Origin of the sequence: Dyella kyungheensis (assembly GCF_016905005.1) — a bacterium.
GTDB lineage: Bacteria > Pseudomonadota > Gammaproteobacteria > Xanthomonadales > Rhodanobacteraceae > Dyella > Dyella kyungheensis.
This window is the reverse complement of the sequence record NZ_JADIKC010000007.1, coordinates 565,656-589,445: the sequence shown is the minus strand read 5'-3', so window position 1 is coordinate 589,445 and position 23,790 is coordinate 565,656. Positions and strand designations below refer to the sequence as shown.

Here is a 23,790-nt window from a genome sequence, read left to right as displayed (position 1 = left end):
ACAAGCCATGCGTGTGCCGTCCGGCCCTTCGGTTCGCCAGCCCGCTAGCCCTACAATGCTCGTTCAAGCTTGGCCATCCGGATCCCCCACGTGATTTCCCGAGACGATTTCGACGCGCTGGCAGCGCAGGGTCATACCCGCATCCCGCTGGTGCGCGAGGTGTTTTCCGACCTCGACACGCCTTTGTCGGTGTACCTGAAGCTGGCCGACGGCCCGTATACCTTCCTGTTCGAATCGGTCGAAGGCGGCGCCACCTGGGGTCGTTATTCCATCATCGGCCTGCCTGCCAAGCGCGTGTTTCGCTTTCGCGGCCACGAGCTGGAAGTGGAAGATGCCGGCGAAGTGACCGAGCGCCGCCACGTGGCCGATCCGCTGGGCGAAATCGAAGTACTGCGCCAGCAGTACGACGTGCCGCGTCTGCCGCAGCTGCCGGCCTTCAGCGGCGGCCTGGTGGGTTACTTCGGCTTCGAGACCATCGGCTATATCGAGCCGCGCCTGGCCCAGTGGGATCGCGCCGACGAGCTGGGCACGCCGGACGTGCTGCTGATGCTGGCCGAGGAAGTCGCTGTGTTCGACAACCTCAAGGGCCGCCTGTACCTGATCGTGCATGCCGATCCCTCGCAGCCGCACGCCTATACGGCGGCGCAGCGCCGGCTCGATGCGCTGGTCTATCGACTGCGCCAGAGCGGCGTGTCGTACCCGCAGATCAACCAGAGCACGGCGCTGGACGAAAGCGACTTCAAGTCCTCCTTCACCAAGGAGGAGTTCGAGGCGATGGTGGAGCGCGCCAAGGAATACATCCGCGCGGGCGACATCTTCCAGGTGGTGCCGTCGCAGCGCCTCAGTGTGGGTTTCAACGCGCGTCCGGTGGACGTGTACCGCGCGCTGCGCGCGCTCAATCCGTCGCCGTACATGTATTTCGTGGACCTGGGCACGACCCAGATCGTGGGCTCCTCGCCGGAAATCCTCGCCCGCCTGAAGGACGGCAAGGTCGTCGTGCGTCCGCTCGCCGGCACGCGCAAGCGCGGCGCGACCGAGGAAGAAGACCAGGCGCTGGAAGCCGAGCTGCTGGCCGATCCGAAGGAGCGCGCCGAGCACGTGATGCTGATCGACCTGGGCCGCAACGACATCGGCCGCATCAGCGACACCGGCAGCGTGGAAGTGAGCGAGTCGTTCGTGGTCGAGCGCTACTCGCACGTGATGCACATCGTCTCGCAGGTGCAGGGCAACGTTCGTCCCGAGGTGGGCTACATGGACGTGCTCAAGGCCACCTTCCCGGCAGGCACGCTCAGCGGTGCGCCGAAGATCCGCGCGCTGGAAATCATCCAGGAGCTGGAGCCGTACAAGCGCAACATCTACGCCGGAGCGATCGGCTGGATCGGCTGGTGGGGCGATGCGGACACCGCCATCGCCATCCGCACGGCGGTGATCCAGGATGGACGTCTGCACGTCCAGGCCGGCGCGGGCATCGTGTACGACTCCGATCCGGCGTCGGAGTGGGAAGAAACCATGAGCAAGGGCCGCGCGCTGTTCCGTGCGGTGGCCCAGGCCGCCAAGGGGTTGTGAGCATGCGCAGCGTCCGACGCGGAACGGCCTGGTCCTGTGTGCTCGGTTTGGGCAGCAGCCTGCTGTTTTCGTCGTTGCATGCGCGCGAGCCGGAACCATCGCCGGTCTGGCACGACGACGCCACCTCGCGGCTCGAAGCGCTGGCGCTGCTGCAGAGCCTGAATGCCGAGTTGCTCAGCCATCCGAGCGCCACGCTGACGCTGGAGCGTTGGTGCGGTGAGCATCACTTGGCACCCGAAGCAAAAATCATCGCCGAGCGCGTGCAGGGCGAAGACAAACCGTTGCCGCCGGAAGCGCGCAACCAGCTGCAGATCGGCGCGGACGAACCCGTGCGCTATCGCCGCGTGCAACTCGCCTGCGGCCAGCACGTATTGTCGGAAGCCGACAACTGGTACGTGCCCTCGCGCCTTACCGAGGCGATGAATCACCAGCTCGATACCAGCGACACCCCGTTCGGCAAAGTCGTGCAGCCGCTGCACTTCCGTCGGCAGACGCTATCGGCGGAACTGCTGTGGTCACCGTTGCCGCAAGGCTGGGAAAACGCAGCAGCGTTGAGCGGTTCCACCGACGCGACGCTGGCCATGCCGCAGCACGTGCTCGAGCATCGCGCCGTATTGTTCGACCAGTCGAACCGCCCCTTCAGCCTGGTGGTCGAAAGCTACACATCGCAAGTTCTTGCCTTCACTCCGGCGATGACTCGGCCATAAGTTAGATGCCGCGCCCCTCGTCTTCCGGGGGCGTCTTCGATGAAAATGCGACACCGCAGTCACTGGGGGGCTGACTGTCCTGCGTTCGTGCACGACGCATGCGATGCGCACTACCGCCGCCTGTTTCCGCTCCTGCAGTACGGACGTCCAGGGGGGATCATCCGGTGAACGCGCAGGACCACGTCAGGGGAATGACATGAAGCATTTATGGAAGAAGGGCGTCGTCGTCGCGTGCGCTCTGAGCGTTTCTGCGTGTGCGTCGATCGTGGGTGGTCGCTATCAGAAGGTGGAAGTGGATGCGCGCGCCTCGGGCGAGAGCGTTCGCGCCGATTGCACGCTGAGCAACGGTACCGGTGAAGTGCGTGTGCTCACGCCGGGCACGGCGGTGGTTCACCGTTCGTCGCACGATCTGTCGGTGGTCTGCCAGAAGGACGGCAAGCAGATCGCCCAGCAGTCGTACGACTCCAGCATTCGCGGGATGGTATGGGGCAACCTGATCATCGGTGGCCTGATCGGCATCGCGATCGATTTCTCCGACGGCGCCTCGCATCACTATCCCAACAAACTCACCGTGGTGCTGCCGTCGGCCTACGCGGCGATCGCCACCTATCCGGGCACGGGCGCCACGCCGGCCGGTGGCTATGCCACGCCGACGGTCGATGGACTGGCCAGTCTCGATGGCCGGGTCAGCAAGAGCATGTTCAATGCCGCGCAGAACGTGGCCGCCGCTCGCCAATGCGACCGCGCGATCCATGTGGTGATGGTCGACGGCACGCGGGCCATGTTCCGCTCGCAGTGTCCGGCGTCCAGCGACGTGCAGATCGAATGCGCGGGCGATGCCTGCGTGCCCTTGCAGGCGGCGGGCGTGGCCAGCAACTAAGCCGTCGGTTGTTTGTGTGGGAAGAGAGGGGCTGGCCTTTGCCAGCCTCTTTTCTTTTCAGACACGTCCCATATTGCGGACGGACGGCACGGATTAACGTGTGGATATTCCGAATCCATCGCTGGCACGAAGGCCGGCACGGAGTTTCCGCATGGTTGCTTCCCTCGTCGAATACGTCGTCGCCCGTCAATGCGAGGGCTGGAACGTGTTGCGCGACGGCGCGCCCATCGGCCGACGTGGCGTGCTCGTTCGTGCTGTGGATTTCGCCACGCACCTCGCCGAACGTGAAGCCATCCTGGGAGGCCGTGCCACTCGCGTGCTGATGGCGCGCGAGGACACGGATCGCTTGCCCGGCTGTCAGCCGTTGCGGCGCGCGGCCTGATTCAGGGCTGCAGGAAGCGCTGCCCAATGGCGAGCGCCGTGCGATAGGGCTCCGGATCGTTGCGGTTGCTGAGCAATACCACGGTCAGGCGCTGCCTGGGCCAGCGGATGATCACGTTGCGAAAACCCATGCTTTCGCCCGAGTGCCACAGCACGTCGCCGTGGATGCGCCAGCCAAAACCGTAGGCATCGACATCGGGCTCGTCATGCACCTGGTTCTGGGCGCTGAAGGCGAGTTTGCGCGAGTCGTCGGAGAGCAGGCGATGGTCGTACAGCGCAGCGTCCCATTTCGCCATGTCGTCGATGGACGAATAGATGCCGCCGTCACCCCGGGTTGCGCTGGTGGGGCTTTGGTCGGTACGCATCCAGCGACCGTTCTCTTCGCTGTAGCCGTAGGCGCGGTGGGTGACTTCGGGGCCGCCCAGCACATAGAGCAGGGTATGCGTCATGCCCAGTGGTTTGAAAATGTTCTTGGCCAGGAAATCGGGCAGCGACTGCTTCGAGGCCCGTTCCACGATCAGGCCAAGCAGCACGTAGCCGCCGTTGCTGTAGCGGTAGGAAGTACCCGGCGCGAAATAGCTGCGCGGTTCGGCGGCGAGCATGCGCAGCACATCGGCGTCGCTGATCTGCTCGGTGACATGGGCGGGCATCAGGTCTTCGTAGTCGATCAGGCCGCCGCCATGGCTGAGCAGCTGGCGGATGGTGATCGCTTCATGCGTGGCCGGCAGTTCCGGAATCCAGTGGCGAACGTGATCGTCGAGGCTCAGGCTGCCGCGCTCGGCCAGCAACAGGATGGCCGCCGCGGTGAACTGCTTGGTGACGGAGGCGAGCCGATAGTTGGTCGCCGGCGTGGCGGCTTCGTGCGTTTCCAGATTGGCCAGGCCATAGCCGCGCCGCAGCAGCGGCTTGCCGTCCTTGATCACCAGCAGTGAAGCACCGGGCACGTCGCCGTGGTAGCGGGACATCAGCCCGTCGACATCGGCGATGGCATCGCCTGCCTGTACCCGGCCAGCCAGAACCAGCAGTACGAGGAACAGCGGAACGAACTTGCGCATCGCGTCGAGCCTCATTCGAAGTGTGGCTTATTGCACGGGGACGTCGTAGATGGTGTCGGGCGTCGGCTCGGGATTGAGCGTGTAGTGCCACCATTCCATGGCGTAGTTGCGGAACCCCTCGCGTTCCATCGCCCGCTTCAGTACCTCGCGATGGGCGTGTTGCGCGGCGCTCGCTTCGGGCGAATCGGTGTTGGCGAGCGTGCCGAAGTAGTCGAAATCGGTGCCCATGGCCAACGGCGTGCAATGCGTATCGGCGGCATCGCATTGCATCAGGGTGAGATCCACCGTGGCGCCGCGGCTGTGCCCGGACACCGGTGCGATGTAGTCGCCGAGCAGGGCGCTCTTGTCCAGCTTCGGATAATGCTCGGGCTTCGTGCGCTGGTCCGAGAGATCGCCCGCCCAACGCACGAAATGCGCCACGGCTCGCGCGGGCCGGTAGCAGTCGAACAGCTTGAGGCGCTGATGCTGCGCGCGCAGGTCGCGCTCCACGCGTGCCAGCGCTTCGGCGGCAGGTTTGAGCAGCAGGCACTTGGGCGCGAGGTAGCCATCCACCGGCTTGCCGACGAAGTTGTCGCTGCCGGCGTACTTGATGTCCTCGGCGATATCGGGCGCGAGTTGCCGGATATCGACCAGGCCGGCCTGCTGCGCGGTCGTGGCCGGCGACAGCGCCGGGGTTCCGTCGGCATGGGCGAACGCAGTCAGCGCGCATAGCGTCACGCCCAGGACAAGGCGCCTAGCCACAGCCATGCTCCCGATGGAAGCTGAGGTCTTCGAAGTCCGAGCTGAAGTCGGCCTGGGGATCGATCTTGCTCATATGCAGCACACCCTTGGCATCGGTGGGGAAGCTCAGCCACGCATCGGTGTCGCCGTGATCCCAGTGCACCAGATAGCGTTGGCCGGCGCGCATCACGGTACCGGCCAGGCGCGGCGATTTGGCGGCCACGAAGCGCACGGCATCGCCTTGAGGACACAGGCTGATGGTGCCGAACCACGGGTCGCGCCAGCGCCCCAACTGGCTGCGCAGGTCGTCGACCTTCGCCGCTTGCGAGACGGGCGGCTTGGCTGCCTCGCGGGCGGTGGACGAGGCGCGATCGAGTTGATCCGCGAACCAGTTGGCGTCGTGCGCATCATTGGGCGAGGTGAATTGCTTGGTGAGCGCTTCGATCAGCACGGTGCGCGCATCCTCCGCCTCGCTGTTCATCAGGATGACGAAACCGGCCTTGCGCTCGGGCAACAGCATCATCGCCGAGTACATGCCCGACAGCGTGCCGGTATGCGAGACCGTGAACACGCCATCCATGTCGGCGATGCGCCAGCCGTAACCGTAGGCGTAGAAGCGGGTGCCGTTCCAGGCGCGTTTCTGCGCCGAGATCGGCATCGGCGTGTACGGCGTCCACACGATCTGCCGCTGCTCGGGCGTCAGCCACTGCAACTGTTGCGGGGTGGGTGCCAGCCAGTTGCGTGCCCAGCTGAGCATATCAGTGAGGCTGCAGCGCACGCCGCCCGCCGGAGCGGAGGTGATGTTGGGAATTTCGGCATCGTCGGCATTGATCACGACATTGCGATCGTGCTCGCGCTCATGCGGCTCGGCCACGTTGCCTACCGCGTCGCGATTCCAGGCCCCAATCTGGCAACGCGCGAGCCCGAGCGGCTCGAACACCTCGCGGCGCAACAGTGTCTCGTAGTGGTCATGTCCCGCTGCCGCGGCTACTTCGCCGGCCACTACGTAGAGCAGGTTGTCGTACGCATAGCCGGCGCGAAAACTGTAGGCAGGCTTGAGGTAGGCCAGCCCGTGCACGATGTCCTGCCGGGTGAAATCGTTTGGTTCGGGCCACAGCATCAGATCGCCTGCGCCTTCGCGCAGGCCGCTGCGATGGGTGAGCAGGTCGCCCACTTGCATATGCTCGGTGACCCAGGGATCGGCCATGCGGAAGTCGGGAAGGTAACGCCGCACGGGGTCGTCCCAACGCAGCTTTCCTTCCTGCACCAGACGGGCGAGCAGCGTCGAAGTCATCGCCTTGCTGTTGGAGGCGATCTTGAACAGCGTGTCGTTGGTGATCGCTTGTCCGGACCCGGCCACGCGCTCGCCCAGTGTGCGCGTGTAGACCACCTCGCCGTGGTCGATCACGCCCACCGCGAGACCGGCCAGGTGATAACGGGCCATCACCGCATCGACGACGGAGTCGAGTTGCGCTGAGGTGGGCGGGTCGGCCGCTGCTGCAACGCTGCTGGCGAGGGCAAGCCCGATCGCCAGCAGCGCCCGCTTAGCCGCCATGCACCGTGGCACGCTTGGTCACCTCGTCCCACACGCGCAGCAGGTTGCCGCCCCAGATCTTGGCGATGTCGACGTCGTTGAAGCCCGCCTTGCGCAGCGCCGCCGTGAGACTGCGTGTCTGGGTGGCATCGGACCAGCCGCCAAGGCCGCCGCCGCCGTCGAAGTCGGAGGCGATGCCGACGTGGTCGATACCCGCCACTTGCACCATATGCTTGATATGCGCCACGTACTCGTCCACCGAGGCCGGCGGGAACGCGGCATCGATGCGCTTCATGCCCTCGATATAAGCGGGCAGGTACTCGTGCTTCTCGCTGTCGAAGCTCTTGTCGCCGGCCTGCTTCGCCACCTGCGCCTGCAGCGCCTTGACCGCCAGGTCGCGCGCGGGATCGAGCTTGATGAATTCGCCCACGGCCACTCCCTGGATCACGCCACCCTTGGCGGCGATGGCGCGCAGCAGATCGTCCGAGAGGTTGCGCGGATGCGGATCGATGGCGCGCGATGACGAATGCGAGGCGATCACCGGCGAGGTGGACAAGGCCAGCACGTCGCGCACGCAAGCGTCCGACGAATGCGACACGTCGACCATGATTCCAAGTTCATTGTCGCGCTTGACCACGGCGCGGCCGAAATCGGTGAGGCCATATTCCGGCAGCGGCGTGTCGCCGAGGTCCGCCTCCGGCGTCGAACTGGTGCACAGGTCGTTGTTGCCCATATGCGCCAGGCCGACGTAGCGCGCGCCGCGCTTGTAGGCGATATCAAGGTTCTTGATGTCGTGGCCCAGCGAGTAGCCGTTCTCCACGCCGATCATCGCCGAGAGCTTGCCCGCTGCCTTGTTGGCGCGCACCTGCTCGGGCGTGGTGGCCAGGCGGATGTCGTTGGGATAGGTCTTCAGCATCAGGTCGATGGCGTCGTACTTGCGCTTGGCCTGCGACACGGCGTGCGCGTAGCCGGCGGGCGTCAGCGGTCCCTGGTCCACATAGACGATGAAGAACACGGCATCGAGACCGCCGCGGCGCATCTTGTCCAGGTCCACCTGCATCGGCGTCTGCTTGCCGAAATCGAAGCGCGCTTCGTGCATGTAGGCAAAGGGAATGTCCACATGCGTGTCGAGCGTGATCGGCGGATCCTTCTGCGCCGCCGCGGGCGTGCTGGCGAGTGCAAGTGCTAGCGCGATGGCGCCGCCGAGTAAGCCGAAAGTCTTCATGCCGTCTCCCAGTGATTGGCCGGCTGTTCGCCGGCGACCATGTCTTCGAAGGACTGCCGTTGCCGCACTACGGCATAGCGGCCCGCATCCACCAGCACTTCGGCGGCGAGCGGTCGCGAGTTATAGGTGGAGGCCATCGAGGCGCCGTAAGCACCTACGCTGCGGATCATCAGCAGCTCGCCTGGCGCGCACGCGGGCAGGGCGCGTGCCTTGGCGAAGGTATCGCCGGTTTCGCACACCGGCCCCACGATGTCGTAAGAAATCATCGAGCGTGCATCCCCGGCTACCGGCGCGATGTCGTGCCAGGCATCGTACAGGCTCGGCCGGGCCAAGTCGTTCATGGCGGCGTCGATCACCAGGAACGTGCGCTCGTTTCCCTGCTTGAGCCGGATCACGCGGGTCAGCAACACGCCCGCTTCGCCGACCAGATAGCGGCCGGGCTCGAACAGCAGGCGGCCTTCGAAACCGGCGAGCGCTTCGCGCACCAGGGCGACGTAGGCTGCCGCATCGATCGGTCGATCATGACCCTCGCGATAGCACACGCCCAGGCCGCCGCCCACGTCGATGCTGGCGATGGGGTGGCCTTGCCCAACCAGTTCGCGCCAGAGCGCGGCTACTCGCTGCAAGGCCTGCCGGAACGGCTCCAGGCTGAGGATCTGCGAACCGATGTGCACGTGCAGGCCGTCCAACTGGACATGGCTGAGCGCATCGCGCTGCGCAAACCAACGGCGCGCCTCCTCGATGCTCACGCCGAACTTGTTCTCGGCCTTGCCGGTGGAAATCTTGGCGTGGGTGAGGGCGTCCACGTCCGGATTGATGCGCACGGCTGCCCGCGCCACTACGCTCTGCGCTTGGGCGATGTGTTGCAACAGCAGCAGCTCGTCATGCGATTCCACGTTGAAGCGCAGCACGCCCTGGCGCAACGCCTCGGCGATCTCCGCTTCGCTCTTGCCCACGCCGGAAAACACGATGTGCTCCGCCGGGATGCCGGCCTGCCGCGCGCGCCAGAGTTCGCCCGCGGAGACGATATCGGCGCCCACGCCCTGGCTGTGCATGAAAGCCAGCACCCCCCGATTGGGATTCGCCTTCACCGCAAAGCAGATCAGGTGATCGGTGCCACGCAGCGCCGTCTGCAGCGACGAAACGCGATCCCGGATCGCGCTGGCCGAATACACATACAGCGGCGTGCCAAGGCGGTCGGCCAGGGTATGCAGATCGACACCGTCCCAGGTGTCATGGGTTGAGGCCGCGGTGTCGATCATGGATAAGCCTTTAAAAAAAGACGGCAGCCTGCATTCTGCAGGCTGCCGGTGGGGACGGACAAATCAGAAGTCCACGGAAACGGTCAACTGGGCAAAGCGAGGTGACTGGAAACGCAACGGTTGCTCGAAGGTGGAACTGGTGCTGTTGGAAATGGTGGTCTGCAGGTCCTGGTCCACCTGGATGGTGCGCTGCTCGTTGAGCAGGTTGTACACCGCGAACTTCACCCGCAGCTGGCCGATGTCGGCCAACTGGCGCAGGTAGGTGATGCTGGCGCCCAATGTGTACGTCCAGGGCATGCGGCCGTATTTGCCGCGCGGTGAGGATTCGTACACGCGATCTTCCGAACGCGGCGCGTCGCAGTTGGCCACGCAAATGTAGTAGCTGTGATAGACCGTGGCGTCATACGGATTACCCACGCCGAAACCGGTGATGGGACCGCCCGAAGCGATGTTGGCATCGCCGGCCACCTGCCAGTTCGGCGTGATGGCGTAGGTGCCGCGCAACTTCAACTGATGACGGCGGTCGTTGGGCAGATAGCCGTCGCCACCGAAATTCACCCATGGGTCGTCGAAGTTCTCCGTGCGGCCGGTATCGTCGAAGTTGGTATCGGAGTTCACCGGACCTTCCGCATTGCCGCGATTCCACGACAGCACATAGGACGCGTTGAACGACCACTTGTTGTCCCAGGCGCGATCCAGCTGAAATTCCAGCGCGGTGTAGGTGCGCTTGGGATTCACCCAGCCGCGCTGGCCCAGGTAGTTGCCATCCGCGTCGTACATCGCCCAGCCTTCCTTGGACGTGTCGACGGTGACCCAACCATCGGCCGTGCCGTCGCAGTTGGTGTCGCCCCACACGGTGTTCTTCTTGCCGGGGTTGCCCATCACCCAGCCGATGTAGCCGTCCGGACCGCATTTGCCGGTGGCGCTGATCTCCATGTCGTCGATGGCGTTGTGCAGCTTGCGGTAGGTGGCGTTGACGCCCCACGACCACTTGTCGTTGAGCATCTGCTGGAAACCGAGGATCAGCTCATCCTGGTAGACCTGCTGCATGTCCTTGTTCACTTCCGAACGCAGGTCGTGCACGGTGCCGTCGCCCTGCGACGTATCCACGCCGCCCAGCTGCGGGCCGAGGACCGGGATGGCGTACTGGTTGCCGTTGGCGTCGGTAAGCGTCTGCCAGCCGCCGAACGCGTAGAACGTGCGCTGATCGAGCAGGCCGCCCGCCTGCTTGATGTTGATCACGTTGGCCACCGGCAGGTAGTAGCGGCCGAGGTTGCCGTAGAGCTTGGTGGTGCCGTCGCCCTTCACGTCCCAGGAGAAGCCGAAGCGCGGCGCCCACATGTTGTCCATCTTGATATAGCTGCGGCCGGCAGCGTCCATGTTGTCGAAGCCGTCGCGGCGGATGCCGGCATTGAGCAACAGGTTGGGCGTCACCTGCCAGTTGTCTTCCAGGTAGAACGCGTCGTTGGTGGTGTCGAAGTTGCCCGCGATCTCGTAACGGCGGGCGCGCACATAGCCGTTGTAGCCCGGCGGAATCACGCCGCCGCCATTGGGATTGGGAATGGTCGAACCGGGCGTGGCGGCGTACACGTTGTAGTAGATCGCGCCGGGGCCGGGATAATGGCGGCTGTAGATCGAATCGTCGTCTTCGTGGTCGTAGCCGAAGCGAAGCAGATGATCCTCCAGCTTCCATTCGAAGTCGGCACGGCCTTCCTTGCGCTTGTCGTTGCGCTTCTCCACCGCGGTATTGGTGGTGCAGCCCAACGGCACGCCCGGCTTCGGCACCGCGTTTTCGGCGGCGACCGGGTTGCAGTCCAGGTCGGTCAGCGCCCGGTTGAACGACCCGCGCTTGTTCTCGCCGTACAACACCTTCATCGACAGGTTGTCGGTGAGGTAGTTGGTGTAGGTGAGCGACCAGTTCTTGCCGCCGGTGTCGGTGTAGATGGTGTTGGTCTTGGCACCGATGGTGTGCGTGTCGTAGTCGTAGTTGTAGACCGTGCCGACGTTCTTGCTCTTGTCCGAGAACGCCATCAGCGACAGCAGGTTGCTGTCGTTGATGTGCCAGTCGATGGTGGTGCCCCAGAAATCGGGGCTGGAACTGTTGCTGGTGAGCGTGGTGCCTTCGTCGTTGGTGTTGCGCGGGTTGTCGCCGCGCTGTTCGACCATGGCGAAGATGAACAGCTTGTCCTTCACGATCGGGCCGGACGCATAGATGTTGGTCTTCATCAGCGAGTCGCGGTCTTCGCTGGCGGTGAGGTAGCGGTTGCCGTTGGCGTCGTAACGATCCTCGGCCTGCGCATGCCACGCGCCCGGCTCCATGGTCATCTCCACGCCGGCGTGGAACTCGTTGGAACCCGAGCGCGCCACCGCGTTGATGACGCCGCCGGTGGTACGGCCGAACTCCACCGAATAGCCGCCCGTCTTCACCTGGAATTCCTGGTAGAAGTTGAACGGTGCTTCGGAATAGCCGTTGCGGTTGTAGAAGTCGGTGACGTTGAGGCCGTTGACGTAGATGGCGTTCTCCGCCACCGACGAACCGCCGAAACTCAATCCGCCGAACGCCGATGCGCCTTTCACCACGCCCGGGGCGAGCGAGGCCACCGCGGCGATGTTCTGGTCCACCGGCAGGCGGCGCAGTTCCTCCCGCGAGATATTGGTCGAGGATTCGGTCGAGGTGACGTCCACCGCCGTAATGATCGCCGTGCCGCTGACGTTGACCGCCGAAAGATTGGTGGCGTTGGAAGCACCCAGGTTCACCGTGGTCGCATTGCCCAGCGTCACGGTCACGGCGGTGGGTTCGGTCAGCGTCTTGCCGTCCTTGGCGACGGAAAGCGTGTATTGGCCCACGGCCAGATACGGGATGCGGTAGTTGCCTTTGTCATCGGCCGTCACCGAACGGGTGAAGCCCGTCGCCGCATTGCTGATCGTGATGACCGCGCCGGCCTCGGTGTGGCCGACCACGGTACCGTCGTTGTTGCCTGCGTGCGCAGACGGAGCGGCCATGGACGCCATGCCCATGCCCAACGCCATGCACAGCATGGTCCTGCGAAAAGTACGACTGACCATATCCCCGTCTCCCCCGGTTCTGTCGTCGTTGATGTAAAGACCGCTTATCTGTCCGTGCGCTCAGAGGCCGGCAGGAGCTGCCATGTGAAGTCGTAATCCCACTTATCGAAGTACACGTTGCCGCCGCGCCACTCGAGTTCGCCGCGCTGCGAATCCACCGTCTCCGAACGGAAGAATTGCTTGGCTGGCACGAGGGGTTGGCTGAAATCGCTGTTGAAGGCGATGCGGTAGGCATCGAGCCCACCGAGGTAGAACCATTGCAGGGCAGGGTCGTCGCCCTGCGCCGGATGCAGCTGCCCGAAGGTCACGTCCATCGGCACCCAGCCGTAGGGCGCCAGGTACAGCTGGCCCCAGTCGTGGATGTTGTTGTACTTGCCGTCGGAGAAAATGAAACCGGATTGCCAGCGCGCGGGAATGCCGTTCAGGCGCAGCAGCGTGATCAGCAGCATGGTCTGTTCGCCGCAATCGCCGTGGCCGGCATGCAGCGTGTAATCGCTGAGATTGCTGATGGTGGAGTATTCGCGCGCACCGGCCCAGGGAATCTGGTCGACCGCGGCAAACAGCTTCTGCGCGATGCGGTACGGATTGCTTTCGGTGCCCACCACCTTGCGCGAAAACGCGCGCAGGTCATCGGTGAACACGATGTGCGGCGCGCGTTCGGCCACGAACGGCGCGAGTTCGGGCGTGATCTTGGTGCGCGTGACTTTCGACGCGTCGAGATCGTGGTACTGCGCGTAGATGGTCAACTCATAGGTGACGGCAAAGGTCGTGGTCTTGCCGGCCTCGGCCTTCTTCTCCAGATAGGCCGTGCGTTGCATGGTCTCTGCGGGCGCGACCTTCGCACCGGAGGGCTGGCTGTCGACCAGGTGCACGCCCTCCTGCTGTCCCGGCAGTTCGCGCGGGAACGGCAGCCACGCACGTATCGTCTCGCCCGCGGGCACGGCATCGGCATTGACGGTGACGGTTTCGGTGACCCGCACGTGGTTGGGCGTGACGCTGCTGCGCTGTGTGGCGAGCGCTTCGCGGCGCGCGGCGCGGTGGTGATCGTTGAGCGTCTCCATCGGATCGTCGTTGGCCGGTGCCGGATGCGCGCGGCGTGCGGCGGCTTCCTTGCTGAGCAGGAACAGGTTGTTCGGCGCGCGCTTGAAGTAGAGCGTGCGGCCGTCGATGACCTGGCGCTCGATCAGCCCCTGGCTGTCCCAGCGGGCGAATTCGGCGTCGGTGAGGTCCGGGATCTGCTTGCGTACTTTCGCCTTGGCGGCGTCGGTGTCGAGCGTGAAATCGATCAGGATGCGGCGCATGCGCTCGCGCTGGAACAGCAGCGCGTCGCGGGCTTCCGCTGACAGCCCCGGCTGGGCGAGTGCCTTGGTGATATCCGCTTCGGCCGAGCTGAATTGCCCCGCGTCGATCAGCGCAGTGGCATGCTGCGCAGGGGAGGTGGCCGCTGCTGATGCGATACCGGCGACCAGCAGACAGGCAAGCGCTGTCGCCAGCGAAAGTCGCCGACGTCGCAAGGATGAGATGGGTCCGACCGTCTGCACCTGCCACTTCCCCGTAAGAAAAAGCGAAGTCGCTGTGTAGCACGCTTGCAATCGACGGTCAATAATTTATGCTTCAATCGAATTTCGCCCGAATCAGATATTCCTGGGCGGCTGCGATTGGGGAATCTGAGGGGACGCATGATCCATACGGCCTGGCCTTATCTCGCTGTGATGTTGCTTGCAGCGGGCCTGTTTCCCGCGCTGGAACGGCGCTTCCGCTGGCGTTTCTTCGAGGTCCTGCCGCCGATCGTGCTCACCTACCTGCTGGTGACGGCGCTGGCGGTCACCGGCTTGTGGCAGGTCAACGAAGAGATCCGCGCCACCCAGAGCATGCTGATCGAGCACCTGGTGCCCGCGCTGCTGTTCCTGCTGATGATCAATTGCGACCTGCGCGCGATCTACCGCCTGGGGCCGCGGGTCCTTGCGGTGTTCTTCGTCACCGTGGTCTGCCTGTTCATTGCTTTCGTAGGCACCTTCCTGATCTTCCGCGGCTGGCTGAAGGGAGATGCCTGGCAGCCACTGGCAGCGCTTTCCGGCAGCTGGATCGGCGGAACCGCCAACATGGTGGCGGTGAAGCAGGCCATCGGCATGCCCGATCGCCTGCTGGCGTTTTCGTTGCTCACTGACGCGCTGTGCTACTCGATGTGGGTGGTGGTGCTGTTCGGACTCGGCCGTGTCGCCACCCAATTCAATCGCTGGACGCGTGCCACCTCCAGTGCGGACATGGTGGTGGAGGAAACCCGCAGCCACGGCCCGACCACTTCGGACAACGTGCTGCTCTGGCTGGGCATGGCCCTGCTGGTGGGAGCGCTGTCGGCGTGGCTTGCCGGAAGGCTGCCGGTTTCGGACATGGTGTCGCCGACCACCTGGACGATCATGCTAGCCACGGCCTTCGGCCTGGTTGCCGCGCACACGCCGCTGGCGCGTTTCGCCGGAGCCAGCACGATCTCCAGCGCCATGCTGATCAGCGTGGTGGCGATCCTGGCCTCGCAAAGCAACTTCGAAGGCATCGGTTCGGCGCCGATCTACCTGGTCTGCGGCGTCTGCATCATCGCCATCCATGCGGCGCTGCTGGCGCTGGCGGCGCGCGTGTTCCATTTCGATCTGTATCTGTGCGGCATTTCCTCGCTGGCCTGCATCGGCGGCGTGGCCGCTACGCCCATACTCGCGGCCAGCTATTCGCGTTCGCTGGTGCCCGTGGGCATCCTGCTGGCCTTGCTCGGCTATATCCTCGGTACCGCGTTTGGTTTGCTGGTGGCGTCCGTCATGTCGTCACTGGCCATTGCATAGGAATCAGCATGCGACTCCTGCCTCGCCTGACCTTGTGTCTGCTCGCCGCGCTCACCACGGCCCCCGTGCTGGCCGACCAGGGACCCGACAGCGTTCCCGTGCCACCGTCGGGCGTGCTCGGCATCAGCAACAACGCGATGCTCGGGCCGGATTTCTGGATCAAGCTATCGGCTCAGCCCGATCGCGTCCTGATCGAAAGTAACGATATCGCCGCGCACAACGCCAACCTGCTCAAGGTCGATCCGTCCATGCACGATCTGCATGCGATCCCGGCCAATGTCGATCGCGCCACGGTGACCGGCTGGATCAACGAGCTCTCGCAATATCCCAAGCGCCCGCTGTTCGACGACAAGGGCCAGCCGGTACCCGACGGCCTGCGCGCGCAACTGACCGACGCGCTCGCGCTCGATGCCGTTCCCGCAAAGCAGACCAGCCGCTACGGCATGATCGTGCGGCGCGCTGCACTGCGTACCTATCCGACCGATACGCGCGTGTTCACCTCCAAGGACGACACCGACATCGATCGCTTCCAGGAAACCGCTGAATTTCCCGGCACACCCGTACTGATCGCGCACACCAGCCGCGATGGCCGCTGGCTGTTCGTGGTGAGCCCGCGCTATGCCGCCTGGACGCATCGCGAGAACGTCGCCGAGGGTTCGGCAGTCGAGGTGCTCGCCTATGACACGCGCCTGCCGCAACGCGTGGTCACCGGCGGCACCCTCCGCACCGTGTTCACGCCGGAGCAGCCGGCCGTATCGCAATTGCAGCTGGACATGGGCGTGGCCGTGCCGGTGTTGTCCGATCATCCCGCCGACCAGCCGGTGAACGGACAATCGCCGTATGCGTCGTACGTGGTCGATCTGCCGATCCGCCAGGCCGATGGCAAGCTCGCCTTTTCGCCGGCGCTGATCCAGCGCATTGCCGATACCCAGGACACCTATCTGCCGCTGACCGAGGCCAACATCATCCGCCAGGCCTTCAAGTTCCTGGGCGAGCGTTACGGCTGGGGTCACGACTACGACGGCCGCGACTGCAGCGGTTTCGTTTCCGACGTCTATCGCAGCATGGGCGTGCAGATGCCGCGCAACACCAGCAAGCAGGCGATCAGCCCTGGCTTCACCCATCAGGCCTTCGGCGACAAGGACAGCCACGACGCGCGTCTGAAAGCCGCGATGGCGCTGCAGGTGGGCGACCTGGTCTACATCCCCGGCCACGTGATGATGGTGATCGGCAAGCTCGACGGCAAGCCGTATGTGATCCACGACACCGGCGGCATGTCGTATCTCGACGGCAAGGGCGGCATGCGCCGCGTCAAGCTCAATGAAGTGTCGGTAACGCCGCTGCTGCCGATGATGTACGACGACAAGCACACCTATGTCGATCGCATGACCAGCATCGTGCACGTGCGTCCTTGATTGCCCCGCATCCCCTTTTTCCATCGAACACAGGAAGCCTGCCAGTCCCATGAAGATCACCGACATCCAGTTCGGCATGCTGCGGGTTCCCTTGAAGACGCCGTTCAAGACGGCGCTGCGCACCGTCAACCAGGTGGAAGACATCGTGGTGATGGTGCACACCGATAGCGGCCACATCGGTTATGGCGAAGCGCCGGCCACCGCGGTGATCACGGGCGATACGCACGGCTCGATCGTCGATGCGATCCGCCACTACATCGCGCCGCGCCTGGTCGGCCAGGAGATCGCCGACCTCAATCGCCTGACCCAGCTGATCCAGAGCTCGATGGAGAAGAACACCAGCGCCAAGGCGGCGGTGGAAATCGCCATCTACGACCTGTGGGGCCAGTTGTACAACGCGCCGCTGTACAAGCTGCTCGGTGGCGGCGATCCGGTGATCACCACCGACATCACCATCAGCGTCGACTACATCGACAAGATGGTGGCCGACTCCGTCAGCGCGGTGGATCGCGGCTTCGAGTCGCTCAAGATCAAGGTGGGCAAGGACATCGGGGTCGACATCGAGCGCGTCAAGGCCATCTACGCCGCGGTGGAAAATCGCGCCTTGCTGCGCCTCGACGCCAACCAGGGCTGGACGGCGAAACAGGCCGTCTACGCGCTGCAGACGCTGGAAGATGCCGGCGTACGCCTGGAACTGGTCGAGCAGCCGGTGAAGGCGCGTGACCTGGAAGGCATGCGGTACGTCACCGAACGCGTGCACACGCCGATCATGGCTGACGAAAGCGTATTCGGCCCGATGGAAGTGATCGACCTGATCCGCATGCGCGCCGCCGACATCATCAACATCAAGCTGATGAAGACGGGCGGCATTTCCAATGCCATCCGCATCGCGGACATCGCCGGCATGTACGGCGTGGAATGCATGATCGGCTGCATGCTGGAAACCAGCATCAGCGTGGCGGCGGCCGTGCATGTGGCGGTGGCGAAATCCGCCGTGATCACCAAGGTGGATCTGGACGGGCCTTCGCTGTGCCAGTACAACCCGGTGGACGGGGGCGTGGTCTTCAACGAATCGGAGATCTCGGTTTCCGATGCACCCGGATTGGGAATCCGGGAGATCCGTGGACTGGAAAAGCTGGAAGCCTGATATGTCCCCCTTGGTGAAAATCCGCTCGGAACGCGACCAGATGTCGGCGGTCGAGCGGCGCATCGCCGATTTCATCCTCGAGAACGCCCAGCTGCTGCGCGACTACTCTTCGCAGCAGTTGGCGAACGCCCTGGGCATCAGCCAGTCCAGCGTGGTGAAGTTCACCCAGAAGCTGGGCTTCAAGGGTTATCCGGATCTGAAGTACTCCGTGGGCGAAGCCATCGCACGCGCGGACAACGGCGATGCGACCCAGGTCGCCACGCAGGCCACGGCGGCGTTCGCCGAATCCGCATCGGCCAGTCTGTGGCACTGCAAATCCGAATCGGAAGAAGAAACCCGCCACATCAATACGACCGAGACCCTGCAGGCGGTGGCCGACGCGCTCGCCACGGCGGGCGCGAACGGCAAGGTGTTCATGATCGGCCTGGGTGATGACGACATCTATGCGCGCAGTTTCGCGCTGCGGCTGTCGCTGCTCGGCATTCCCTCCGTGCACAACTTCGATGCGCCGCGCATGGCTGCCAGCGTCTCCGCGGCGGGTGCGGGCGATGTGCTGCTGGTGTTTTCCGAGCACGGCAATCATCCGGCGCTGTGCAAGATCGGGCGTTTCTTCCGTGAGCGCCGCGGCCGCCTGATCACGGTGACGCGGCACACCTCCAATCCGTTGCGCGCGCTGGCCGATCTCGCCTTGCTGGTGTCGGCCCACGACGATCGTCCGTATATCCAGCCCGTGCTCTATCAATCGGCGCTGCAGCATCTGCTCGATGGCGTGTTCGTGCAGTTGTGCGAAGGCGACGAGCAGCGGCATGTGCAGTTGCTCGCCAACCTCGAACGCGTCCAGCACATGCTGGAGCCTTAGCCCTCCCAAGCCCGGTGCCGCATGACTTCCTCCGTCCGTCGTTTCGTGAGTCGTCGTTTCCTTGCTGCCGCGTTGGCCGTGGTAGCGGCTGCGCCGCTGGCCAGCGCCATGGCCGCCAGTGAAACCCTCGCCTGGCAGTCGTCGCGCCAGATGGTGCTGGTGATCACGCCCGACTGGAACGCCGACCACGGCGTGCTGCGCGCGTATGAACGCAGCGGCGACGGCTGGAAGCCGGCCATCAAGGCGCAGGCAGTCACGGTAGGCCGCTCGGGTTCGGCGTGGGGTATCGGTCTGAACGAGCCGCAGAGCGCGGGCCCCCAGAAGCGCGAAGGCGACGGCCGCGCCGCCGCCGGCGTCTATCGCGTGGGCGACGTATTCGGTTATGCCGACAAGATCGACACGCGCATGCCCTATGAAGCGATGCAGGACACCGACTGGTGCGTCGACGTGGATGGCTCGCCGTACTACAACCAGATCGTCGACTCGAAAAAGGTCGGCGAAAAAGCGGTGCAGGGTTCGAGCGAGCCGATGCGGCGCGATCTGCACGTGGACGGCGACCAGCGTTACAAGATCGGCTTCGTCATCGAGCAGAACGCCAAGGGCCAGCGGGGCAGCGGCAGCTGCATCTTCGCGCATCTGTGGGAATCGCCCACCGATGCTACCGCCGGCTGCACCGCCATGCCGGAGCCGGTGATGCAGCATCTGCTGGCCTGGATGAAGCCCGAGGATCAGCCGGTATTCGTACTGTTGCCGCAAAGCGAATATGCGCGACTGCAGGCAAGCTGGCATCTGCCCAAATTGGGTGCGCAGCCTTGAGCCCTACCTCGCGGGTACTCATCGGTCTGGTCCTGGGCGCCGCGGGCGGTCTGGCGCTGGCGGCGTGGTCGCCCACCAACGCCGTGCACGTGGCCGATGCCGTGCAGCCGTTTGGACGGCTGTGGCTCAACGCCCTGCAGATGACCGTGGTGCCGCTGGTGTTCGCACTGGTGGTGGTGGGCGTGAATACGGCGAGCGACGCGGCAGCCTCCGGACGCATCGCGCGGCGGGCGATCGTCGCCTTCATCCTGATCCTCACCGGCGGCGCCTTGTTTGCGGCGGCCGTGGCGCCGCGGCTGTTCGCGCTGTTCCCGCACAATCCGTCGCTCACCACGGCGCTCGAAAGCGCGGTGGCCACGCATGCAACGCCCGTCACGGGTGCCGTGGGCTGGGCGGAATGGTTCAACGGCATCATTCCGGCCAACGCCATCATGGCGGCGGCGCAGAGTGCGATGCTGCCGCTGGTGGTGTTCGCGCTGTTCTTCGGTTTCGGCCTGACTCGCATCGAGGCCGAACGCCGCGTGCTGGTCGTGTCGTTCTTCCAGGCCATCGCCGACACCATGATCGTGGTGGTGCGCTGGGTGTTGTGGGTGGCGCCGCTGGGCGTGTTCGCGCTGATCCTCGCCGTATGCGCCCGCGCCGGCCTGCACATGCTGAGTGCGCTGGGCATCTATGTGCTGGTGGAGTGCCTGATCTACCTCGCGGCGACGTTGCTGATGCTGCCCGTGGCGGTCCTCTGGGGCGGCGAAACGCTGCGCCGCTTCGTGCCGGCGCTGGTGCCGGCGCAGATCGTGGCGGCGAGCACGCAATCGTCGCTGGCCTCCCTGCCGGCGATGCTGGAAAGCGCGGAACGCCGCTTGGGCTATCCGCCGCAGGTGAATGCACTGGTGCTGCCGATGGCGGTGAGCCTGTTCCGCCTTACCAGTCCCATTCAATACGTGGTTTCTGCCTGCTTCATCGCCTGGGCCTACGGCATCGATGTCGGCCTTGCGCCGCTGTTTGCAGCGGCCTTGTTGGCGGTGGTGATCAGTCTCGGCTCGGTCGGCCTGCCTGGCGCGGTCAGCTTCATGGCGACCAATCTTCCGGTGGCGCAGGCCATGGGCGTACCAGTAGGGCCATTGGGCTTGATGCTTGCCGTCGATGCCTTGCCCGACGCCCTGGCCACGCTGGGCAACGTCACCGCCGATCTCACCGCCACCAGCGTGGTGGCCCGTCAATCCGCACGAGAAACATCCAAGTCATGAGCACGCTGCACGACGCCGACGTCATTGTGATTGGAGCCGGCATGGCTGGCGCTTCCGTGGCCTACTTCATGGCGCCGCATGCACGCGTGCTGGTGCTGGAACGCGAAGAGCACGCGGGTGTGCATTCCACCGGCCGCTCGGCCGCGTTGTTCTCCGAGACTTACGGTTCGGCGCAGGTGCGCGCACTGACACGCGCAGCCCGGCGCTTCTTCGATCATCCGCCGGAAGGTTTCGCGGGCCACCCGATCCTGTCGCCACGCGGTTCGGTGAGCATCGGCACCGTCGATCACATCGAAAAAGTACATGCACTGCATGCCGAGATGGCGCCGCGCACCCAGGGCCTGCGCGTGGTGGACGCCGCCTGGCTGCTGGAGACCGTGCCGGTACTGCGACCGGAGGCTGCCCAGATCGGGTTGTACGAACCCGGTGCCGCCGATATCGACGTCAACGAGTTGCATCAGGGCTTCCTGCGCGGCCTGCGTGCGCGTGGCGGCCAGCTGCGCGTGAACGTGGATATTCGTTCCATCGAACGCGGTCCCGGCCATTGGTTCGTCGACGCCGGCGGCGAACGCTTCCGTGCGCCGCTGCTGCTCAACGCAGCGGGTGCGTGGGTCGACCAGGTGGCGGCTCTGGCGGATATCGAACCCATCGGCATCCAGCCGCGTCGGCGTTCGGCCTTCCTGTTCGAGGCGCCGGCAGGCATCGACACCTCGCGCTGGCCGTTCGTCACGGACGTGGAAGAGGGCTTCTATTTCAAGCCGGACGCCGGCCTGCTGCTGGGCTGTCCCGCCAACGTGGACCCGGTCGCACCGCATGACGTGCAACCGGAGGAGCTCGATATTGCCATCGGCATCCATCGCATCGAAGAAGTGACCACGATGACCATCCGCCGTCCCACGCGCACCTGGGCCGGCCTGCGTTCGTTCGTGGCCGATGGCGATCTGGTGGGCGGCTTTGCGCCGGGCGCCAGCGATTTCTTCTGGGTGGCGGCGCAGGGCGGCTACGGCATCCAGACCTCGGCAGCCATGGGCGAGACCTGCGCCAACCTCGCGCTGGGGCGTCCCTTGCCGGGGCATCTGCAGGACGCCGGCATCACGGCCGAGATGCTCGATCCACGCCGCCTGCGGGCCTGAATCGGGCGCGCGGCGCTCCCCGGCAGCGCCGCACGTCCCTGCGGAACAACCCCTGCGCCGATTCTCGGCACTCATTCCATCGAGTGCTCGCTTGCCTGCGCCAGTTGCGCCAGTCGAACCGCCCCGATGCTGCATCGCCGCGACGGCCGCCGCTACAATCGGTGGGTCGGTGACATCCGCTCGTCCTTTTGGGGGTACCGTTGGGGGTATCCACCGCTGGCGGTGTTTGTCGGGTGTAACCAAATCAAAGAGTTGAGCCACGTATGCTGCTGATGATCGACAACTACGACAGCTTCACCTTCAACCTCGTGCAGTACCTGGGCGAGTTGGGGCAGGCGGTGAAGGTGGTGCGCAACGATGCGCTGGACGTGGCTGGCATCCGTGCGCTGCGGCCTTCGCACATCATGATTTCGCCAGGTCCCGGCACGCCGGACGACTCGGGCGTGTCGCTCGATGTGCTGCGCGAACTCGCGGGAGAGATTCCGGTGTTCGGCGTGTGCCTGGGTCATCAGGCGATCGGCCAGGTGTTCGGCGGCAAGGTGATCCGCGCCAAGCAGATCATGCACGGCAAGACTTCGCCGGTGCGCCATCGCGGGCAGGGCGTGTTCGCCGGTTTGCCCGATCCGTTCGAAGCCACGCGCTACCACTCGCTGGTGGTCGAGCAGGAGTCGCTGCCCGATTGCCTGGAAGTCACCGCCTGGACGGAAAACGCCGATGGCAGCATCGACGAGATCATGGGCCTGCGCCACAAGACCTTGAACGTCGAGGGCGTGCAGTTCCATCCCGAATCCATCCTCACGCAATACGGTCACGACCTGTTGCGCAACTTCCTCGGCCTGCCGCTGAAGCTCGCCGCATGAATGCCGCGGGCAATGTGGGCCGCCGCGTCAGCATCACGCCGCAGGAAGCGCTACAGCGCACCATCGAGCATCGCGAAATCTTCCACGACGAGATGATCGAGCTGATGCGGCAGATCATGCGCGGCGAAGTGAGCCCGCTGATGACCGCCGCGATCATTACCGGCCTGCGCGTGAAGAAGGAAACCGTGGGCGAGATCACCGGCGCGGCGCGCGTGATGCGCGAGCTGTCGGCCAAGGTGGCGCTGCCGGCGCATCCGCACTTCGTGGACATCGTGGGCACCGGTGGCGATGGCGCGTCGAGCTTCAATATTTCCACGGCGTCGATGTTCGTCGCCGCGGCAGGCGGTGCGCGCATCGCCAAGCATGGCGGGCGCAGCGTGTCGTCGAAATCGGGCAGTGCGGATGTGCTCGAGGCGCTGGGTGCGGTGATCGACCTGCCGCCGGCGCAGGTGGCCCAGTGCATGGAGGAGGTAGGCATCGGCTTCATGTTTGCGCCGAACCATCACCCCGCCATGAAAGTGGTGGCGCCGGTGCGCAAGGAAATGGGCGTGCGCACGCTGTTCAATATTCTCGGTCCGCTAACCAATCCCGCCGATGCGCCGAATATCCTGATGGGCGTGTTCCATCCCGATCTGGTCGGCATCCAGGTGCGCGTGCTGCAGGCATTGGGCGCGAAACACGCGCTGGTGGTGTGGGGGCGCGACGGCATGGACGAGATTTCGCTGGGCGCGGCCACCCTGGTCGGCGAGCTGCGCGATGGCGAAGTGCGCGAATACGAAGTGGAGCCGGAGGATTTCGGCCTGGCCATGGCGTCCAGCCGCAACCTGCGGGTGGAGAACGCGGAAGAGTCGCGCGCCATGCTGCTCGAGGCGCTGGAAGGCCGGCGCGGCGTGCCGCACGACATCGTCTGTCTCAATGCGGGTGCGGCGCTGTATGCGGCCAATGTGGTGGATTCCATCGCGGCGGGCATCGAGCTCGCGCGTGCGACCATCGCCAGTGGCGCGGCTCGTGCAAAAATGGACGCCTTCGTGGCTACTACGCGGCGTCTGGCCAATGCGGTCTGACGCTCACGCTATTTTCATCCCCTTT

At 64.9% G+C, this 23,790-nt stretch carries 20 protein-coding genes; 13 read left to right on the top strand and 7 right to left on the bottom strand.

From position 1 onward, the window contains the following. Nucleotides 1–90 precede the first annotated feature (90 nt). The 4 genes from trpE to ISP20_RS17185 all read left to right on the top strand — a co-directional run bounded on the left by trpE (nt 91) and on the right by ISP20_RS17185 (nt 3,535). The gene (gene trpE, locus ISP20_RS17200; RefSeq protein ID WP_204637322.1) at nt 91–1,566 is read left to right on the top strand and encodes an anthranilate synthase component I; all 1,476 of its coding nucleotides are present in this window, start codon (nt 91–93) and stop codon (nt 1,564–1,566) included. A 2-nt stretch (nt 1,567–1,568) separates the two neighbouring features. Next, nucleotides 1,569–2,273, top strand: a complete 705-nt coding sequence (locus tag ISP20_RS17195; RefSeq protein WP_204637321.1) for a GntR family transcriptional regulator — start codon at nt 1,569–1,571, stop codon at nt 2,271–2,273. Between the two features lie 196 nt (nt 2,274–2,469). Beyond that, nucleotides 2,470–3,153 carry a hypothetical protein gene (locus tag ISP20_RS17190; protein ID WP_204637320.1) on the top strand — a complete coding sequence of 228 codons (684 nt, stop codon included), beginning with the start codon at nt 2,470–2,472 and terminating at the stop codon, nt 3,151–3,153. A 151-nt stretch (nt 3,154–3,304) separates the two neighbouring features. Beyond that, nucleotides 3,305–3,535 carry a hypothetical protein gene (locus ISP20_RS17185; RefSeq protein ID WP_204637319.1) on the top strand — a complete coding sequence of 77 codons (231 nt, stop codon included), beginning with the start codon at nt 3,305–3,307 and terminating at the stop codon, nt 3,533–3,535. A 1-nt stretch (nt 3,536) separates the two neighbouring features. Here the strand turns inward: ISP20_RS17185 and ISP20_RS17180 are convergent, their stop codons facing one another. From ISP20_RS17180 to ISP20_RS17150, 7 genes are all read right to left on the bottom strand, one after another. Continuing rightward, the gene (locus ISP20_RS17180) at nt 3,537–4,589 is read right to left on the bottom strand and encodes a serine hydrolase domain-containing protein (protein ID WP_204637318.1); all 1,053 of its coding nucleotides are present in this window, start codon (nt 4,587–4,589) and stop codon (nt 3,537–3,539) included. Between the two features lie 27 nt (nt 4,590–4,616). Continuing rightward, the gene (locus tag ISP20_RS17175; RefSeq protein WP_204637317.1) at nt 4,617–5,336 is read right to left on the bottom strand and encodes a M15 family metallopeptidase; all 720 of its coding nucleotides are present in this window, start codon (nt 5,334–5,336) and stop codon (nt 4,617–4,619) included. Beyond that, complete coding sequence (locus ISP20_RS17170; protein WP_204637316.1) at nt 5,323–6,864, bottom strand: serine hydrolase; 1,542 nt, start codon at nt 6,862–6,864, stop codon at nt 5,323–5,325. The genes ISP20_RS17175 and ISP20_RS17170 overlap by 14 nt, the downstream gene beginning before the upstream one ends. After that, on the bottom strand, nt 6,854–8,068 hold the full coding sequence (locus tag ISP20_RS17165; RefSeq protein WP_204637315.1) for a dipeptidase: 1,215 nt from the start codon (nt 8,066–8,068) through the stop codon (nt 6,854–6,856). The genes ISP20_RS17170 and ISP20_RS17165 overlap by 11 nt, the downstream gene beginning before the upstream one ends. Then, nucleotides 8,065–9,330 carry a diaminopimelate decarboxylase gene (lysA, locus tag ISP20_RS17160; RefSeq protein ID WP_204637314.1) on the bottom strand — a complete coding sequence of 422 codons (1,266 nt, stop codon included), beginning with the start codon at nt 9,328–9,330 and terminating at the stop codon, nt 8,065–8,067. The genes ISP20_RS17165 and lysA overlap by 4 nt, the downstream gene beginning before the upstream one ends. 63 nt (nt 9,331–9,393) lie before the next feature. Then, nucleotides 9,394–12,396, bottom strand: coding sequence for a TonB-dependent receptor (locus ISP20_RS17155; RefSeq protein WP_204637313.1), 3,003 nt, complete (start codon nt 12,394–12,396; stop codon nt 9,394–9,396). Between the two features lie 44 nt (nt 12,397–12,440). Continuing rightward, entirely contained in the window at nt 12,441–13,910 is a 1,470-nt protein-coding gene (locus ISP20_RS17150) for a transglutaminase-like domain-containing protein (protein ID WP_425490850.1), read from the bottom strand. A gap of 165 nt (nt 13,911–14,075) precedes the next feature. On the opposite strand from ISP20_RS17150, the gene ISP20_RS17145 reads away from it, so the two are divergent. The 9 genes from ISP20_RS17145 (at nt 14,076) to trpD (ending at nt 23,765) form a co-directional block, all read left to right on the top strand. Next, a complete protein-coding gene (locus tag ISP20_RS17145; RefSeq protein WP_204637312.1) occupies nt 14,076–15,227 on the top strand; it encodes a DUF819 family protein in 1,152 nt (383 codons plus the stop codon). Between the two features lie 8 nt (nt 15,228–15,235). Then, complete coding sequence (locus ISP20_RS17140; protein ID WP_204637311.1) at nt 15,236–16,642, top strand: C40 family peptidase; 1,407 nt, start codon at nt 15,236–15,238, stop codon at nt 16,640–16,642. Between the two features lie 49 nt (nt 16,643–16,691). Further along, nucleotides 16,692–17,789 (top strand): dipeptide epimerase, encoded by a 1,098-nt coding sequence (locus tag ISP20_RS17135; RefSeq protein ID WP_204637310.1) that lies wholly within the window; start codon nt 16,692–16,694, stop codon nt 17,787–17,789. Nucleotide 17,790: 1 nt separating this feature from the next. After that, entirely contained in the window at nt 17,791–18,648 is an 858-nt protein-coding gene (locus ISP20_RS17130; RefSeq protein ID WP_204637309.1) for a MurR/RpiR family transcriptional regulator, read from the top strand. 21 nt (nt 18,649–18,669) lie between these two features. Continuing rightward, nucleotides 18,670–19,464, top strand: a complete 795-nt coding sequence (locus ISP20_RS17125) for a L,D-transpeptidase family protein (protein ID WP_425490849.1) — start codon at nt 18,670–18,672, stop codon at nt 19,462–19,464. Continuing rightward, complete coding sequence (locus tag ISP20_RS17120; protein ID WP_204637308.1) at nt 19,461–20,708, top strand: dicarboxylate/amino acid:cation symporter; 1,248 nt, start codon at nt 19,461–19,463, stop codon at nt 20,706–20,708. Before ISP20_RS17125 ends, ISP20_RS17120 begins: the two co-directional genes overlap by 4 nt. After that, nucleotides 20,705–21,841 (top strand): NAD(P)/FAD-dependent oxidoreductase, encoded by a 1,137-nt coding sequence (locus ISP20_RS17115; protein ID WP_239535986.1) that lies wholly within the window; start codon nt 20,705–20,707, stop codon nt 21,839–21,841. Before ISP20_RS17120 ends, ISP20_RS17115 begins: the two co-directional genes overlap by 4 nt. Nucleotides 21,842–22,104: 263 nt before the next feature. After that, nucleotides 22,105–22,701 (top strand): anthranilate synthase component II, encoded by a 597-nt coding sequence (locus ISP20_RS17110; RefSeq protein WP_204637307.1) that lies wholly within the window; start codon nt 22,105–22,107, stop codon nt 22,699–22,701. Next, nucleotides 22,698–23,765, top strand: a complete 1,068-nt coding sequence (gene trpD / locus ISP20_RS17105) for an anthranilate phosphoribosyltransferase (RefSeq protein WP_204637306.1) — start codon at nt 22,698–22,700, stop codon at nt 23,763–23,765. Before ISP20_RS17110 ends, trpD begins: the two co-directional genes overlap by 4 nt. The last annotated feature ends 25 nt before the right edge of the window (nt 23,766–23,790 follow it).

Coding starts and splice junctions, on each gene's coding strand:
- ISP20_RS17195 (WP_204637321.1), top strand. CDS start 1,569: ATGCGCAGCGTCCGACGCGGAACGGCCTGGTCCTGTGTGCTCGGTTTG.
- ISP20_RS17190 (WP_204637320.1), top strand. CDS start 2,470: ATGAAGCATTTATGGAAGAAGGGCGTCGTCGTCGCGTGCGCTCTGAGC.
- ISP20_RS17185 (WP_204637319.1), top strand. CDS start 3,305: ATGGTTGCTTCCCTCGTCGAATACGTCGTCGCCCGTCAATGCGAGGGC.
- ISP20_RS17180 (WP_204637318.1), bottom strand. CDS start 4,589: ATGCGCAAGTTCGTTCCGCTGTTCCTCGTACTGCTGGTTCTGGCTGGC.
- ISP20_RS17175 (WP_204637317.1), bottom strand. CDS start 5,336: ATGGCTGTGGCTAGGCGCCTTGTCCTGGGCGTGACGCTATGCGCGCTG.
- ISP20_RS17170 (WP_204637316.1), bottom strand. CDS start 6,864: ATGGCGGCTAAGCGGGCGCTGCTGGCGATCGGGCTTGCCCTCGCCAGC.
- ISP20_RS17165 (WP_204637315.1), bottom strand. CDS start 8,068: ATGAAGACTTTCGGCTTACTCGGCGGCGCCATCGCGCTAGCACTTGCA.
- lysA (WP_204637314.1), bottom strand. CDS start 9,330: ATGATCGACACCGCGGCCTCAACCCATGACACCTGGGACGGTGTCGAT.
- ISP20_RS17155 (WP_204637313.1), bottom strand. CDS start 12,396: ATGGTCAGTCGTACTTTTCGCAGGACCATGCTGTGCATGGCGTTGGGC.
- ISP20_RS17145 (WP_204637312.1), top strand. CDS start 14,076: ATGATCCATACGGCCTGGCCTTATCTCGCTGTGATGTTGCTTGCAGCG.
- ISP20_RS17140 (WP_204637311.1), top strand. CDS start 15,236: ATGCGACTCCTGCCTCGCCTGACCTTGTGTCTGCTCGCCGCGCTCACC.
- ISP20_RS17135 (WP_204637310.1), top strand. CDS start 16,692: ATGAAGATCACCGACATCCAGTTCGGCATGCTGCGGGTTCCCTTGAAG.
- ISP20_RS17130 (WP_204637309.1), top strand. CDS start 17,791: ATGTCCCCCTTGGTGAAAATCCGCTCGGAACGCGACCAGATGTCGGCG.
- ISP20_RS17125 (WP_425490849.1), top strand. CDS start 18,670: ATGACTTCCTCCGTCCGTCGTTTCGTGAGTCGTCGTTTCCTTGCTGCC.
- ISP20_RS17115 (WP_239535986.1), top strand. CDS start 20,705: ATGAGCACGCTGCACGACGCCGACGTCATTGTGATTGGAGCCGGCATG.
- ISP20_RS17110 (WP_204637307.1), top strand. CDS start 22,105: ATGCTGCTGATGATCGACAACTACGACAGCTTCACCTTCAACCTCGTG.
- trpD (WP_204637306.1), top strand. CDS start 22,698: ATGAATGCCGCGGGCAATGTGGGCCGCCGCGTCAGCATCACGCCGCAG.